Origin of the sequence: Rhizobium sp. P44RR-XXIV (assembly GCF_001999485.2) — a bacterium.
GTDB lineage: Bacteria > Pseudomonadota > Alphaproteobacteria > Rhizobiales > Rhizobiaceae > Rhizobium.
The window spans coordinates 1-13,218 of the sequence record NZ_MPVZ02000018.1; the positions used below are offsets into that span (position 1 = coordinate 1).

Below are 13,218 nucleotides of genomic sequence, written 5' to 3' on the forward strand. Positions count from 1 at the left end.
CGGCGTGGCCGAGCAGGACGGCCAGACCGGTCGATGCCGCCCAGGCCGGCATCGAGCCGGCAGGCGTTCCAGGTCTACGCGCGCAAGGCCGATGCGCAGTTCGGCGAGGACGCCTTTGCCTTCGTCGCCGGCACCCGCACCGAGGGCCAGGCCGAGGCTCTGGCCGAGCGCCTGCACCTGGTCGATGCGCTGGGCACGACAACCAGCACGAGCGCGCCGCCAAGCTGGCCCGCGTGCAGGAAGAGCGTGTACGGCGCGACCCCAACGCGACCGAAGAGGACATTTCAGCCGCTAAAGAGGCACGCAAGACCGCCGAGCGTCGGCCATGCTCAACGACAGCGACGCGCAGCGCCGCGCGGCGAGCTGGAGCGCCAGGAACGCGAGCGGCAGCAGGCGCAGCCGCAGGCCGAGAAGCCCGAACGGCAGTACATCAACGTGCCGTACAAGGAGAAGGACGAGGCCAAGAGCCTCGGGGCGCGTTGGGATCGGCAGCAACAGTCCTGGTACGTGCCGCCGGGCACCGATGCCGCTCCCTTCGCCAAATGGGCGCAGGGAGCCGCTACAGCGGCCGTAGAGCCGCGTTCGGCCCAGCCGGCACCCGAAGCCCAGGGCGAGGCGCAGAAGCCCGCGCAGCAGGCCCAGCAGGCCCGCCAGTACCTGGCCGTGCCCTACGAGCAGCGCAACGCGGCCAAGCGCCGGCGCGCTTTGGGACAAGGCCGCGAAGTCCTGGTATGTCGGCCCGCGCGCGAACGCGGCGAAGCTCGAACGCTGGAAGCCCGAGAACGTGCAGGCCCAGCAAGGGCCAGCGATGACGCCAAGGGAAGAGTTCGCCGAGGCCATGCGCAGCGCCGGCCTGTTCACCGGCAGCAACGCCCAGGGCGATCACCCGATCATGGATGGCAAGCGGCACCGCGTGCCGGTCGAGGGCGGCAAGAAGGGCGCGCTCGATGGCTTCTACGTGGGCCACCTGGACGGGCACCGGCCGGGCGGATCATCAACAACAAGACCGGCACGGACATTACCTGGAAGAGCAAGGGCTACGCCTTGAGCGACCAGGAGAAGGCCAAGCTCCAGGCCGAGGCGGCCGAGAAGCTGGCACAGCGAGCCGTCGAGCAGGACAAGGCCCAGGAGGCCACCGCGCAGCGCGTCGGTCGGCAGATGGCCGACCTCGTGCCCATCGAGCAGCCGACGCCCTACCTGCAAGCCAAAGGCATCCAGGCGCAGGCCGGCGTGATGACCGACCGCGAAGGCCAGAAGACCTACATCCCGGCCTTCGACGCAGAGGGCAAGCAATGGACGATGCAATACATCCAGGAGGACGGCACTAAGCGGTTCGCCAAGGACTCGAAGAAGGAAGGATGCTTCCACCCGGTCGGCGGCATGGACGCCCTGGCGGCCGCGCCGGCGCTGGTGATCTCGGAGGGCTACGCCACGGCGGCCCAGGTGGCCGAGGCCGTGGGCCACGCCACGGTCGCCGCCTTCGACAGCGGCAACCTTGAGGCCGTGGCGAAGGCGCTGCACGCCAAGTTCCCGGACAAGCCGGTCATCATCGCCGGCGACGACGACCGGCACCTGGTCATGACCCACGGCAACAACCCCGGCCGGAGAAGGCCGAGGCGGCCGCCCAGGCCGTGGGCGGCAAGGCGATCTTCCCGATCTTCGCGCCGGCCGAGAACACCTACCCGCGCGACTTGCCCGCCATCACGCCCGACAGCTTCAAGACCCACCTGCGCGCCGAGCACGCCATTGCCGACGCCGCCGCCGGCAAGGTCGAGCTGGCCGGCGACGAGGCGGCCAAGCTCAAGGCGTCGATGTTGAGCGGCGCGCAGATCGCGGCGCTGTCCACGATGAAGCAGCACACCGACTTCAACGACTTGGCGCACAAGAGCGAGCTGGGCATCGAGGGCGTGAAGCGGCAGATCGGCGCGGCCATCAGCCAGGTGCAGCGCGACGAGCAGCAGCACCAGGAGCAGAAGCACGTCGAGAAAAAGCAACAGCAGATCGAGCAGCGCCCACGGCGGGCCGCTCGCATCGGATAAGTCGAAAAATCCGGCTAAAGTGGCCGAGCTGCACATCAGGCCGCGCGGTTTTCCTCCCTGATCGCCGGCGCGGTTTCTTCCTCCCTGAACCGCATGCAGACTTGCCGCCTCGGACACCCCGAGGCGGTTTTTTTTCGCCTCGCTCGGGGTCTCCTCGTTTTCAGTGCAATAAGTGACGGTACGCAAAGCTAGCACTGGCGCGGGGGTGGTCTGGGTAGACCGTTGATTTCATTGACTTTCCTGTTCGCTTTGTAAACGGGTATGGTGGCCTCCCACTTTTGAGGTTCACGATGCAGGGTTGGCACACAACGTTTTTGGGGATGCGTGGGCTCCCCCGCGATATCAGCGACTTCGAGATGAAGGCATTTTTCACCTTCGATGGTGCCGAGCGCGACGCAATCAATGCACGCCGAGGTGATTCCCACAAGCTTGGTCTGGCGCTCCATATTGGTTTCCTGCGCATGAGTGGGCGTTTGCTCGGTGCCTTTCGGGTAATTCCAGTAGCCTTGTGGCGCCACCTTGGCAACGAGCTTGGCATTGCAGCACCAGAAGTCGCCTCGCTGAGAGCCATGTATGAACGCGGGCGCACGCTATTCGATCACCAACAAGTAGCCTGCACGGTCCTTGGATTCCAGTGGATGAGCGAGCACCAGCGCCGCTCACTGGTACGTGAACTGCGCGACGAAGTGGCGCGCTGCGCCGACCGCGATCAGCTACTCGTGCGGGCGCGTCAATGGCTGTACAAGAACAAGCTGGTGATCGTGCACGAGCGGGCAATTCGGACACTGATTGCGGCGGCACTTGCCCAGCTTGAAGTTGAAACAGGCACCGCCATCGCCGCCAGCGTTGATCCAGCAACACTTGATCGCTGGCGAGCCTCAGTTTCAGAGCTGCGCCCAGATGGACAAACCCAGCAGAGTTGGCTATGGGCTGCACCGGCGAAACACTCAACCCGCCAAATCAGCGAGGTACTGGAGCGCATCGACCTGCTTTACACGCTGGACGTTCATAAGCACCTGGCAGACATCCCCGATCTCATCTTGCGCCGCTACGCGCGCCGACTTGTCTCCAGGCCGCCCTCAGCCGGAGCCAAGATCAAAGAGCCAGCGCGCACCGTGGAGGTCGCATGCTTTCTTCGGTATTGCCTGTTCACCACCACAGACCAGTTGATCCTTATGGTGCAGCGCCGGATCGCCGATCTGTGGCGTCAGGCTGCCGCCGATGTCCCCGCTACCGTCAATTGGGCCGCAATGTACAAAACGCTGCTCGGCGAACTTGTTGCCTTGAGCGCGCAAGGTGCGGTGCCAGATGCTGAGTTGCGTGCCCGTCTTGAAGCCTTGATCACCGAAACCCAGAAACGCAAACCACCGAGCAGGGCCTCCCTGGTCCGCGAGGGATTGATTGATGGAATTCGCCCCGTGCGGTCGTTGCTCGTCGCCATTGCAAAGCTGCCCTGGCAGGCCACCGGCGAGCATCCTGCCATCGAGTACCTTGCCAAGCTGCAAGCTTTATATCTCAAAGGATCCAGAAAGCTGCCAGTTGAAGTGGTGGCACCAAGTCTGGGAATGATCTGGCAGGTTTCGATCTCCAGCCCAGACCGGGAACGGGCGTTTCAGGCGTTGGAGGTGGCCACCCTGTTTGCCCTGCGCCGCGCGGTGCGCAATGGCTCGGTCTGGATTGAGCACAGCCTGAGCTTTCGGGGTCGTGCGCGCTTGTTCTTCACGGACGAGCGTTGGCAGGCAGAGTCCAAGAAACACTATGCCCGTCTATCGTTACCCAGCAAGGCTGCCACTTTCTTGAAGCCTTTGCTGGCCAGAGTAACTGCCGGTGTCGATGCGGTGGCCGCTGCAGCCCGCAGTGGCGTACTGCGCGTGGATGATGAACTCCATTTGTCGCCATTGCCCGCAGAGGACGAAGACCCAGAAGTGACCAAGCTGCGCGCGGCTTTGGATCACCGCATCGGTGAGGTTCAATTGCCGGAAGTGATTCTGGCCGTTGACGCCCAGGTGCGCTTTAGCTGGATCATGCTCGGACGTGAGCCGCGCTCTACCGACGAGCTGCTGATGGTCTATGCCGGCATCATGGCCCACGGCACCAGTCTGACTGCGGTCGAATGCGCGCGCATGATTCCGCAGCAGAAGGCGGCGCGGCAGTGCTGCCTCAACTTCGGGTGTCACGTCTGTGCTCCTTGAAGAAGCGGCGCCGTCGGTCTGTGCCGGCGGCGCCGCCTTGAGAGGTCGTCCGGCGCACCCACGATCAGCGGGTGCACCTGCTGCTTAGCGCTGACTTCAGCTCAGTTCGCCGCCGAAGCGCTGCACGCCCTTGCCGGTGGCAAAGTTGTGCAGTCCGAAGCTCGGGAAGGTGCCGCGCAGGCCTTCGAACTTGCCGGTGGAATCGACCACCTTGTGCATGACGGTGAGCGAGACCTCGTCGATGCCCGGCACCTGGATGCCTGTGGCGGTGTCGACCGTCGAGATGCGGCTGCCGTCGCGGCTCATGAATTCATGAACCATCGTGAAGCTCGCGCGGCCGTCGACGAACTTGATTTCACTGGTGGCCTTGGCCCAGATCGGGCCGTCGAAGTCACCGTCGCCGGTGGCCAGGAAGGTTTCGATATGCGGCAGGTATTGCACGGCGGCGAAAGCGCCGATGCTGAGGGGCTTGGACATGATGCACTCCTAGGTTGGTGTTGGCCTGATGAATAGGCCGCGGGGACGGACGCTGCCGACGCTCGTCACGCCGGCAGCACCGGGATCACTTGCTGTTGCTCAGGCGGAAGCTGATCACCTTGGCAGCGTCCGTCTTGGAAGCGTTGACGACCTGCGTGTCGGGTGCGCTCTTGGGCTGATAGAACGTTTGACCCGTCAGATAGACGATCGGCGCTTCACCGCGCACTTTGACGCTGACCGCACCCTTGTCGTCGTATTCGTGGCGGTATAGCTTGCCGCCGCGCCGGCTGTCCATCACGTAGGGCGGATCGGCGTAGACGAACTCGGAGCCGGTGAACTGGTGGGACTCCAGCCAGGCCACGGCGTCGCCGTGGTGCAGCTCCAGGCCGGGCACGTCGAGCTGCTGCCAGACCTCGATCACCTCGGGATCAACGTCGATGCCGACGCTGCGGGCAGCGGGCCGCTTGCGCTCCAGGATGTTGCCGCCGCCCAGGTGCGTTTCGATGTACGTGTCGTGAGGCGGGATGTTGTTGATGATCGTCTGGTAGACGCCGGCACCGCCCTTGCCGCCGGGGTATCTCATGGCCTTCTTCCTGGAGTAAATCGGGACTTGGCCAGCATCGTCAGAAATGGCGATGCTGTCAAGGGCGTCACGACACGAAAGTGGTGAATCTGTCCGACATTTGAGAACATATAGTGATCACGCGGCCAGCATCGACGTCTCTCGCCGAAGCGGCCTGAGGTCGAGACTGTCGGTTGGGGTCCAGATGTAGTCGCCGGTGAGGCTAATATGCTGCCATCCGAGCGGCGTGATGTGCTTGATCACGTCGCTCGGCGTTGCAATGCCTTCGCGATTGAGTTCGGCGAAAGTCGGTTCGAGATAGAGCGTGTTCCAGTAAACGACCGCGTTGATGAGCAGGTTCAGCCCGGACGCCCTGTAGAACTGGCTCTCGAAGGTTCTGTCCCGCAGTTCTCCGAGACGATTGAAGAACAGAGCCCTGGCCAGAATGTTCTGGGCCTCGCTCTTGTTGAGGCCTGCGGTGGCGTTCCTGCGCATTTCAGGGTTCTGCCACCATTGCGGCAGGAAGATGGATCGATTGATGCGTCCAATGTCGCGCAACGCGAGCGCCAGTCCGTTTTGGCGCGGGAATGCGGACAGTTTCGCCAACAAGGTCGAAGGCCGAACCTGACCGGAACGGATCGTTGTGACGAGACGCAGGATGTCATTCCAGTTTGCCCTGATCCGCTCGACGTTGATGGGTTCGCCGAAGAGCGGGGCGAGGTTTTGGGGAGGCGCGTCGCCTGGGAAGAGATAGAGCCGGCGATCCTTAAGGCCGCGCAACCGGGGCACGAGCTGGAAACCGACAAGATGGCAAAGAGCGAAACTCATGTCGCTGACTCCGCCGGTGTCGACATAGTGGGTTTCGATAGCGAGATCGCTGCCGTGATAGAGCAGACCGTCGAGGACGTAGATGGCCTCGCTCGCATTGGCGTTCATCGCGATGATGTGGAACGCCCCATACTGGTCGGAGGTGAAGCGATAGAACTTGGCGCCGGGATTGGGGCCATAGCGGGCGTTGAGGTCGCCGATCGCCTCGGCGTGCCCTCCCGCCGGAAAATACTGCCCGTCCGAGGATGAGGTGGTTCCGTCGCCCCACAAATTCGCGAGAGGCAATTGCCTCTGGGCATTGACAAGAATGGCATGCGCGCCGGTGTAACCCTCCTCCCGGATATGCCAGTCGTGCGCCCAGGCGAGCTGGCGCATCGTCAGCCCACGGGAAACATCCGCCATTCTGGTGAGTCCGAGATTGATGCCGTCCGCCAGAACGGCGGTAAGCAGGGCAAGCTTGTTGTCGGCCGTGCGCCCGGTGCGCAGATGGGTGAACGCATTCGAGAATCCCGTGCGGGCGTCCACCTCAAGCAACAGGTCGGTGATGCGGACGGCAGGCAGCCGGTTTTCCACCTTCGGTTTCAGCGACTTCGCGATGTCCGGGAACATGGCCTTGTGCGGCGTGATGCTGAAACCCGCACCGGTCAATTCGACATCGTCGAGCTCACCGGCTTCTGCCAGACGGGAAAGCTCGCTCAGCCCGTCATTCAAGGTCTGGCGCTGTTGCTTCAGATAGGTTTCTACATCGGTATCGACTGCAACCGGAAGCGGACCTTCCTCGCGCATCAACTCGAATGTCGGCGCGGGAATGAGGAAGCTCTCGAAGGACTGGAAGCGCTTCGCGCCCTCCACCCAGACATCGCCGGCATCGAGGCGGCGTTTCAATTCGCTGAACAGGCAGAGTTCATAGGCCCTGCGATCGATCTTGCCATCCTGCAGGATGAGCGGCATCCAGCCTTTCGGTGCAAAGGATATGGCTGCTCTGTCGGGTATCGCTTTTTTCCCTTTGCGGTACAGATCGGCGACCATGGATAGCGCGCGCAGGAGATTCGCCGCCACGGCGTGGCCACGAAACACGAACGTCGACAGGAATTCCGGCGCCATTTTCCGGATTGTCGGATAGCGCTGGAGCATTTCGATTTTCCCGTCGATGCTGTCGGGGGCAATCAGCGTGTCGACCGCCTGGACACTGGTCGCGAAGGTCGGCCATTGAATGACCGTTTCGAGCGACCTGCCGATATCCTCGCCCTTCTGCCTGGCCTCTATGATCGCATGGCAAACTTTCGAAACGTCCTTCAGCGGCTTCTGAACCTCCCGGACCAAATGGGTGATGCGGGCGGTCGCCTGATTGTCGGCTCTCCGCGTCATGGCGCCGATTAGCTTCTTGAACACGTCGATTGCGCAATCGGTCAGACGGCGGGAAAGATGCAGGACCGTTGCAGCCAGCACGGCGTGCCGGCGGTCGGGGTTGAGGTCACGCAAATGCTGAGCGCTCATCCGCATCCCTTCTGCGGCGAGTTCGTCAAAAATCTTGGCCGGGATGCGCTCCATCAGTTCCATTGGCAGATTCAGTGACCGAAGAAACTGGACGCGTTCGGCTATCCTGTCGAGATTGATGGCAGTAGGCGACAATGCCGGTGTTCTCGCCCACGCAAGGATGGTCACATTCGTCCCCGCACGTGGGTCGAGAAGTTTGTTGTCGAGGTCACGCTTGTGGCCGTCCGAAAGCCCCCCAGCCAGGGCCCGGTGTGCGATGCGGATGCCGCGCCGGATTGCAACGTGGATGATGGCTTCGAGCGCTCCGCGCGCCGGCAGGAGAATTCGCCGACGTCGCAATTCTTCCACAACTATATCCGCCAAAACATCGGCGCGGCGCAGGGATTGCGCCGCGGGCGTCAGCCAGCCGGTCAGTGCCCTCACGTCCGAAGGCGCAAATGGGCGCGTCTTCATTTTCTCGAACAGCAGGGCGAGGTGCTCGCGGCCGCGTCTGCGGACGTTCGAAATATCGATCGATCTCGCGATGATCGGCGCCGATCTGCCGCGCCAGGAACCGCAAGACACCGGAAGGCAGGATCACACCATCCGCGAGCGGTCGGCCTGGAAATCGCAACATCGCCAGAACGCAGGCCAGACCCAGGCGGTTCGCCGCACGGTTCTGCCGCATGATCAGATCGAGATCCGACTGGTCCAGCGTGTAATGTTTGGCGATCTCTCTTTCGTCCTCCGGGAGCGCTGTTGCCTGGCTCCACCATGTTTCGCTCAGCAATGCTCTTCGAGCCATTCATCACCCTCCCTTTCATCGCGGACGCTCCACCGAAATGGAAAATACCTGTCCGGCAAACGGTCGTTTCGCGGCTTCCACAGATTTCGTCCGTAAATCTTGCCATTCGACGGCAAACCGGACATCGTCCGAATTCAATGGGAAAGCGGACAAATCACACGTCATGACCTCGATCGGCTACGCAAGGGTATCCACCGGCGACCAGGATACGGCGCTTCAACTCGATGCGCTGCGCAAGGCGGGCTGCGAGAAGCTGTTCGAAGACAAGGCATCGGGTGTGAAAACCGATCGGCCGGGGCTCGCCGAAGCCGTGCGCTATGCTCGAGACGGCGACACGCTTACGGTCTGGAAGCTCGATCGCCTAGGCCGATCATGAATCACCTGATCGAGATCGTCACCGAGCTGGAATCCAGGGGCGTAGGTTTTCGATCTATCACCGAGAACATCGACACCACGACACCCGGCGGTCGCCTGGTCTTCCATCTGTTTGGGGCGCTGGCCCAGTTTGAACGCGATCTCATCCGGGAAAGAACCCGCGCCGGACTACAGGCAGCAGAGGAAAGGGGTCGGCGCGGAGGCCGGCAAGCTGTCGTCACGCCGGAGAAGCTCGCTAAGGCCCGCCAGCATCTGGCTGCCGGCCTCAATGTTCGCGAAGCCGCCGCGCGCGTGAAAATCGGCAAGACCGCGCTCTACGAAGCCCTCAAAGCTGAAAAATCAGTCGCACACACCGTCAAACCGGCGTGAGTTCTTCATGCGTTCTCAAATGTCGGACAGATTCATCACTTTCGTGTCGTGACGCCGGAAGGCGACACCACGTTCCTTCAAATCCTCGACGATGCGGATCAAGTGGGAGAGTGACCGGCCTAACCGATCTATCTTCCAGACGACCAGGACATCGCCTTCGCGCAATTCGCCGAGGCATGCCTTCAGACCCGGCCGGTCATCACGCGCTCCGGAAGCGCGATCCTGATGGAGATGGCGCTCATCGACCCCGGCCGCGAGCAGGGCATCGCGCTGCAAGGCAACCGACTGGCGCTCGTCACTACTCGATACCCGCATGTAACCGATCAACATGTGCGACAAACCTCAAATCAGGTGTTGCCGCACAGCCTAACATTCCGACAGGGTTTGTCGCGCAAAAAATGGCCCTATTGCGTGGCCAGTTTGCCCCGCGATCACGGTGAGCGGAAATCATGTGTTTCCCGTCACCTGCAAAATGCCCTTAGCGTGTATTAATGTAGAAATGACCACAGAGCCCCAAGGCGGCCAGTACGATCAAAGCCAGCAATATCTCCAGCGGGGCTCCAGAAAGAGTTTTCGTCACATTCATAATTTCCTGCATTTCGCTCACCTGAATCTCAATTTGATTTTTCGGTTTGTGCGAAAAAAATAGAGAGAGACATCTTTTATCTCTAGAGACAGTTGGTGAGCACTTTGAGAGGATTAGCGGATATTTTGGTTTAATATCAATTAGATATTTTTCTTTGAAGAGTTTTTAAAGCTCTCTGAAATGGTTCACGAACGTAGCCTCATGGACTTAATAGGCCTCCAGCGGTTGAGCTGGTGCTAGCGCGCGGCTTCAATGGGCGCTCTGCTTGAGCGTTAGGAACGCACCGATCGCAACGGCGATGCCATGAAAATCGATCCCAGCGAAATACAGCGAGGCGGCGATCCCGCCCACCTTGACAACCGTCTTGCCGAATTCCTTGCCTCCTTCAACCGCCGCATTCTCCAAGAAGATGCCGCACAAGGCACGGCCCGGTTGATATATTTAGCGGCGAGATGGCTGAAAGCATCCAGCCATCCTTTGAGCGTTTGTCCGGAGACACCCTCATCATCGATCTCCCGCATGGCTCGCTGCGTCAGGCGGATATCAGCTTCGATATCAGCGGCGAACGGGATGTAATCCGAGTTCGTCGCGGTGTTGCGGGCTGCATCGAGGGTCAACATGATTTGTTCGAGACGCAGCGTCGCCTCGCGGGCACGCTCGATTATTTCATAATGCGCGTCCGCTTCCGGACCGTTCGACTAGCCGGACCCGTCCGAGAAGAAGGAGCCGTCGCTATGAGGGATGCTATAATGGCGCCGAGCCTCCACCTCGCGCCAGTATCCGTCAGCGTCATCGAAGGTGCGCACTTGCGTCGGATCAGTATGGGTTCTCCGGCCGGCCGGCAGGTTCATGGTGGTCATCCTCGCAATATCCGTGTCAGCTCCGCCTCCGTATAATGCAGAGCGCGATCAGTCCGCCAAGGCCCAGAACCGTGCCGGCAACAACTACTATTTATTGCTCATAAAAAGCTAGCTGATTATAAACAGTTTATAATCAGCAAATCACAGTCCTCGCGTTCTGCGTGGATGCGCTATGAAAGGTACAGCTACAAATTTGCACCTTGCAGAATCAGTGCGAATCACAGTTTCCTGTAACGATGAGCACAGCGAAACCAGTCAGAGAAAAAGTGGCCGCCCACCGCCAGCGTTTGCGCGAGGCAGGGCGAGTGTACGTAAGTACCGATCTTCCGACCGATCTGGTGGACTGTCTTGATCGGATCAAGTCAGAACGCGGGCTAGCGTCGCGCGCTCAAGTGTTTGAATTAGCTTTAAAGGCGTTCGTTGAAAATGAAATGAGGGCATAACGAAAAAACCCCTCGCCGCTGGTAACGGCTAGGGGTTTTCGGTCAGTTACGACATCGGCTTTTGAGGCCACACAATCTAGGTCTCAAGATAGTCGAGTGTTCAAGAACCTGCAAGAGGTGTCTCTTGTCGGAACGATGAATCTTTGTCTGCTGTCCACAGTCGTGCCCGCCTGAAAAAAGGAGGCGGAAAGGACCATGTTTGAACAGATTGGGGCTGTGCTCGAAAGGGCACCAGCCGAGCGGGAACGCACGCCCGTTCGGCGGCAAAGCTGTGCGCGCGGACGATGCGAGGGCGTATTCTGGCGACGGACGAACCGACAGGACGTGCGTACGATTGTGCTGGCGGCACGACGTTATGAACTGGCAGGCCGTCAACCAGGTGCTCGCAATGGACCCTTAGGAGGCGTGGCGATCGAGCTGCTGGAGCTGTTCGCCAATCTCGTTGATTTCCGTACCGGTCGGCTGGAACCGTCGATCGACACGCTCATGCTGAAGCTCAGGCGCTCGCGTGACGCGATCGTGCGGGCGTTGAAGAACCTGCGTGCCCATGGCTTCCTCGATTGGCTGCGGCGCTATCAGACGACAGGCAACGAGGGGCGTGGCCCCCAGGTGCAGCAAACCAGCAACGCCTATCGCATGTCCCTGCCCGATCGTGCGCGGCAGCTCCTCGGACGTTGGGGGGTGGCCCCTCCGCTTCCAGACGATCATGTTCAGGCCGAAGCAGAACGCGTCGCTGACATCGAGGCGCATCGGATATCGCTTGATATTGAAGCCCGAACTCTGTTCGATGTTGGCGATAACCCCTTGGGCCAGGCGCTTGCTCGCCTTGGAAAGGCAATCAATCTACGTGAGTCCGCCAGACAGACTGAATCCCTAACTGGTTCTATAAATAATAGAAAAGAATAAGCGGACGTCGCTGTTCGGACCTCTTGCGAGGTCCTGCGACGGTTCCGGCCCGCGCTTATTGCGGGCCGGCTTGGCACTTGTAGCATGGGACAACGCAGCTTCGCACCTGCGTCGAATGTCCTATGGCTTTTGAAAAGGTGAAGAGGGAAAACTGGCCGTGAAAATAATTTAGCAGCTTACAAGCTGATAGCTTTTTGTTGGCTGATAGTAAGCTGCATGTAAATTGTTTATAAACACAAATCTGCTAGCTTTCAGCTAATTAGCAGATTTGGAGATACGCCATGCCAGTCCTTTCATTCGTGTCGAGCAAAGGCGGAGTCGGCAAAACGACATCTGCTGTTGTGCTTGCTGGCGAGTTCGCAGCGGCTGGCCGCAAAGTGGTCTTGATCGACGCCGATCCGAACCGTCCGCTCGAAGCCTGGGCCCGCCTGAAAGGCACGCCGGACACCGTGCGGCTTATGATTGATGATTCCGCTGAGACCATAATCGATACGATCGAGGAGGCCCGGGCAAATGCTGATTTTGTTATCGTCGACCTGGAAGGCACGGCAACTGACCGAATTGGTTTTGCGATTGCCCGCTCGGATCTCGTTTTAATCCCGCTCCAAAGCTCTGTGCTTGATGCATCGGAGGCCGCTAAATCCGTAAAGCTGGTTCACCAGATGAGGAAGGTCGCCAACCGCGATATTCCTTACAGGGTGTTCTTTACACGTGTTCCGCCAGCTATTCGCGAGCGAACCGCTCGCGACATCGATCGACAATTTTCCGACGCGGCAATACCGGTCCTACCTGCAACTCTGATCGACCGCGCCGCTTACCGGGCACTTTTCTCCCTCGGCGGAATACTTCGTGATCTGGAAGCGTCCGACGTGTCGGGATTGCAGAGTGCCAAGGAAAATAGCCGCGAATTTGCCCAGGCTGTTATCAACGCTTTGAGAGGAGAGGGAGCATGAGCACCGAAGATAAGAAGCGTGCGACCCTCGATTTTGGAGGTCTGGACAACACGCCAGCGCCGCCAGTCGATAATAATGCAGTTAAGGCCGCGACTAGAGCCGCAGGATTTAGAGAAACACCGAAGGCTGCCAGTTCCGAAGCTGCTCCCACCATTCGGGCGATGCGTAGAACGCGCCGGAAAACGGGACGTACAGAGCAATTCGCGACGCGCCTTCGCGCAGAGACTATCGAAGCGATCTACAACTATGCGGATCATCATGAGATCACGCTGGCAGAAACGATTGAGCGAGCAATTGAAGCTCTCAAGAGAGGGGCGGAATGAATCTCTTGAAGGGTAACGCTCAGC

General features: G+C 60.3%; 7 protein-coding genes and 5 pseudogenes. 6 read left to right on the forward strand and 6 right to left on the reverse strand.

Going from position 1 to position 13,218, the window contains the following annotated elements; genetic code table 11:
- Positions 1–2,039, forward strand: a pseudogene (locus tag BSK43_RS00175) (DUF5710 domain-containing protein); the annotation flags it as partial.
- Between the two features lie 290 nt (positions 2,040–2,329).
- Positions 2,330–4,174 (forward strand): annotated as a pseudogene (locus BSK43_RS00185) (Tn3-like element IS1071 family transposase); the annotation flags it as partial.
- 153 nt (positions 4,175–4,327) lie between these two features.
- Here BSK43_RS00185 and BSK43_RS00190 read toward each other — a convergent pair.
- The 3 genes and pseudogenes from BSK43_RS00190 to BSK43_RS00200 all read right to left on the reverse strand — a co-directional run bounded on the left by BSK43_RS00190 (position 4,328) and on the right by BSK43_RS00200 (position 8,379).
- Complete coding sequence (locus BSK43_RS00190) at positions 4,328–4,708, reverse strand: hypothetical protein (protein WP_011655359.1); 381 nt, start codon at positions 4,706–4,708, stop codon at positions 4,328–4,330.
- A gap of 85 nt (positions 4,709–4,793) precedes the next feature.
- Complete coding sequence (locus BSK43_RS00195; RefSeq protein ID WP_011655360.1) at positions 4,794–5,291, reverse strand: SAM-dependent methyltransferase; 498 nt, start codon at positions 5,289–5,291, stop codon at positions 4,794–4,796.
- Positions 5,292–5,408: 117 nt separating this feature from the next.
- A pseudogene (locus tag BSK43_RS00200) lies at positions 5,409–8,379 on the reverse strand (Tn3 family transposase).
- 163 nt (positions 8,380–8,542) lie between these two features.
- Here BSK43_RS00200 and BSK43_RS00205 point away from each other — a divergent pair.
- Positions 8,543–9,123: pseudogene (locus BSK43_RS00205) on the forward strand (recombinase family protein).
- Between the two features lie 54 nt (positions 9,124–9,177).
- Here BSK43_RS00205 and BSK43_RS00210 read toward each other — a convergent pair.
- The 3 genes and pseudogenes from BSK43_RS00210 to BSK43_RS34950 form a co-directional block, all read right to left on the reverse strand.
- A pseudogene (locus BSK43_RS00210) lies at positions 9,178–9,453 on the reverse strand (recombinase family protein); the annotation flags it as partial.
- A gap of 528 nt (positions 9,454–9,981) precedes the next feature.
- On the reverse strand, positions 9,982–10,329 hold the full coding sequence (locus BSK43_RS00215; RefSeq protein ID WP_136686618.1) for a hypothetical protein: 348 nt from the start codon (positions 10,327–10,329) through the stop codon (positions 9,982–9,984).
- 78 nt (positions 10,330–10,407) lie between these two features.
- Positions 10,408–10,569 carry a hypothetical protein gene (locus tag BSK43_RS34950; RefSeq protein ID WP_169055348.1) on the reverse strand — a complete coding sequence of 54 codons (162 nt, stop codon included), beginning with the start codon at positions 10,567–10,569 and terminating at the stop codon, positions 10,408–10,410.
- An 848-nt stretch (positions 10,570–11,417) separates the two neighbouring features.
- Between BSK43_RS34950 and BSK43_RS00220 the strand changes: the two genes are divergently transcribed.
- The 3 genes from BSK43_RS00220 (at position 11,418) to BSK43_RS00230 (ending at position 13,194) form a co-directional block, all read left to right on the forward strand.
- Positions 11,418–11,918: a hypothetical protein gene (locus BSK43_RS00220; RefSeq protein ID WP_348641734.1), complete on the forward strand. Its 501-nt coding sequence runs from the start codon at positions 11,418–11,420 to the stop codon at positions 11,916–11,918.
- A gap of 281 nt (positions 11,919–12,199) precedes the next feature.
- Positions 12,200–12,871 carry a ParA family protein gene (locus BSK43_RS00225; protein WP_077472835.1) on the forward strand — a complete coding sequence of 224 codons (672 nt, stop codon included), beginning with the start codon at positions 12,200–12,202 and terminating at the stop codon, positions 12,869–12,871.
- Complete coding sequence (locus tag BSK43_RS00230; RefSeq protein WP_077472836.1) at positions 12,868–13,194, forward strand: stability/partitioning determinant; 327 nt, start codon at positions 12,868–12,870, stop codon at positions 13,192–13,194. Before BSK43_RS00225 ends, BSK43_RS00230 begins: the two co-directional genes overlap by 4 nt.
- The last annotated feature ends 24 nt before the right edge of the window (positions 13,195–13,218 follow it).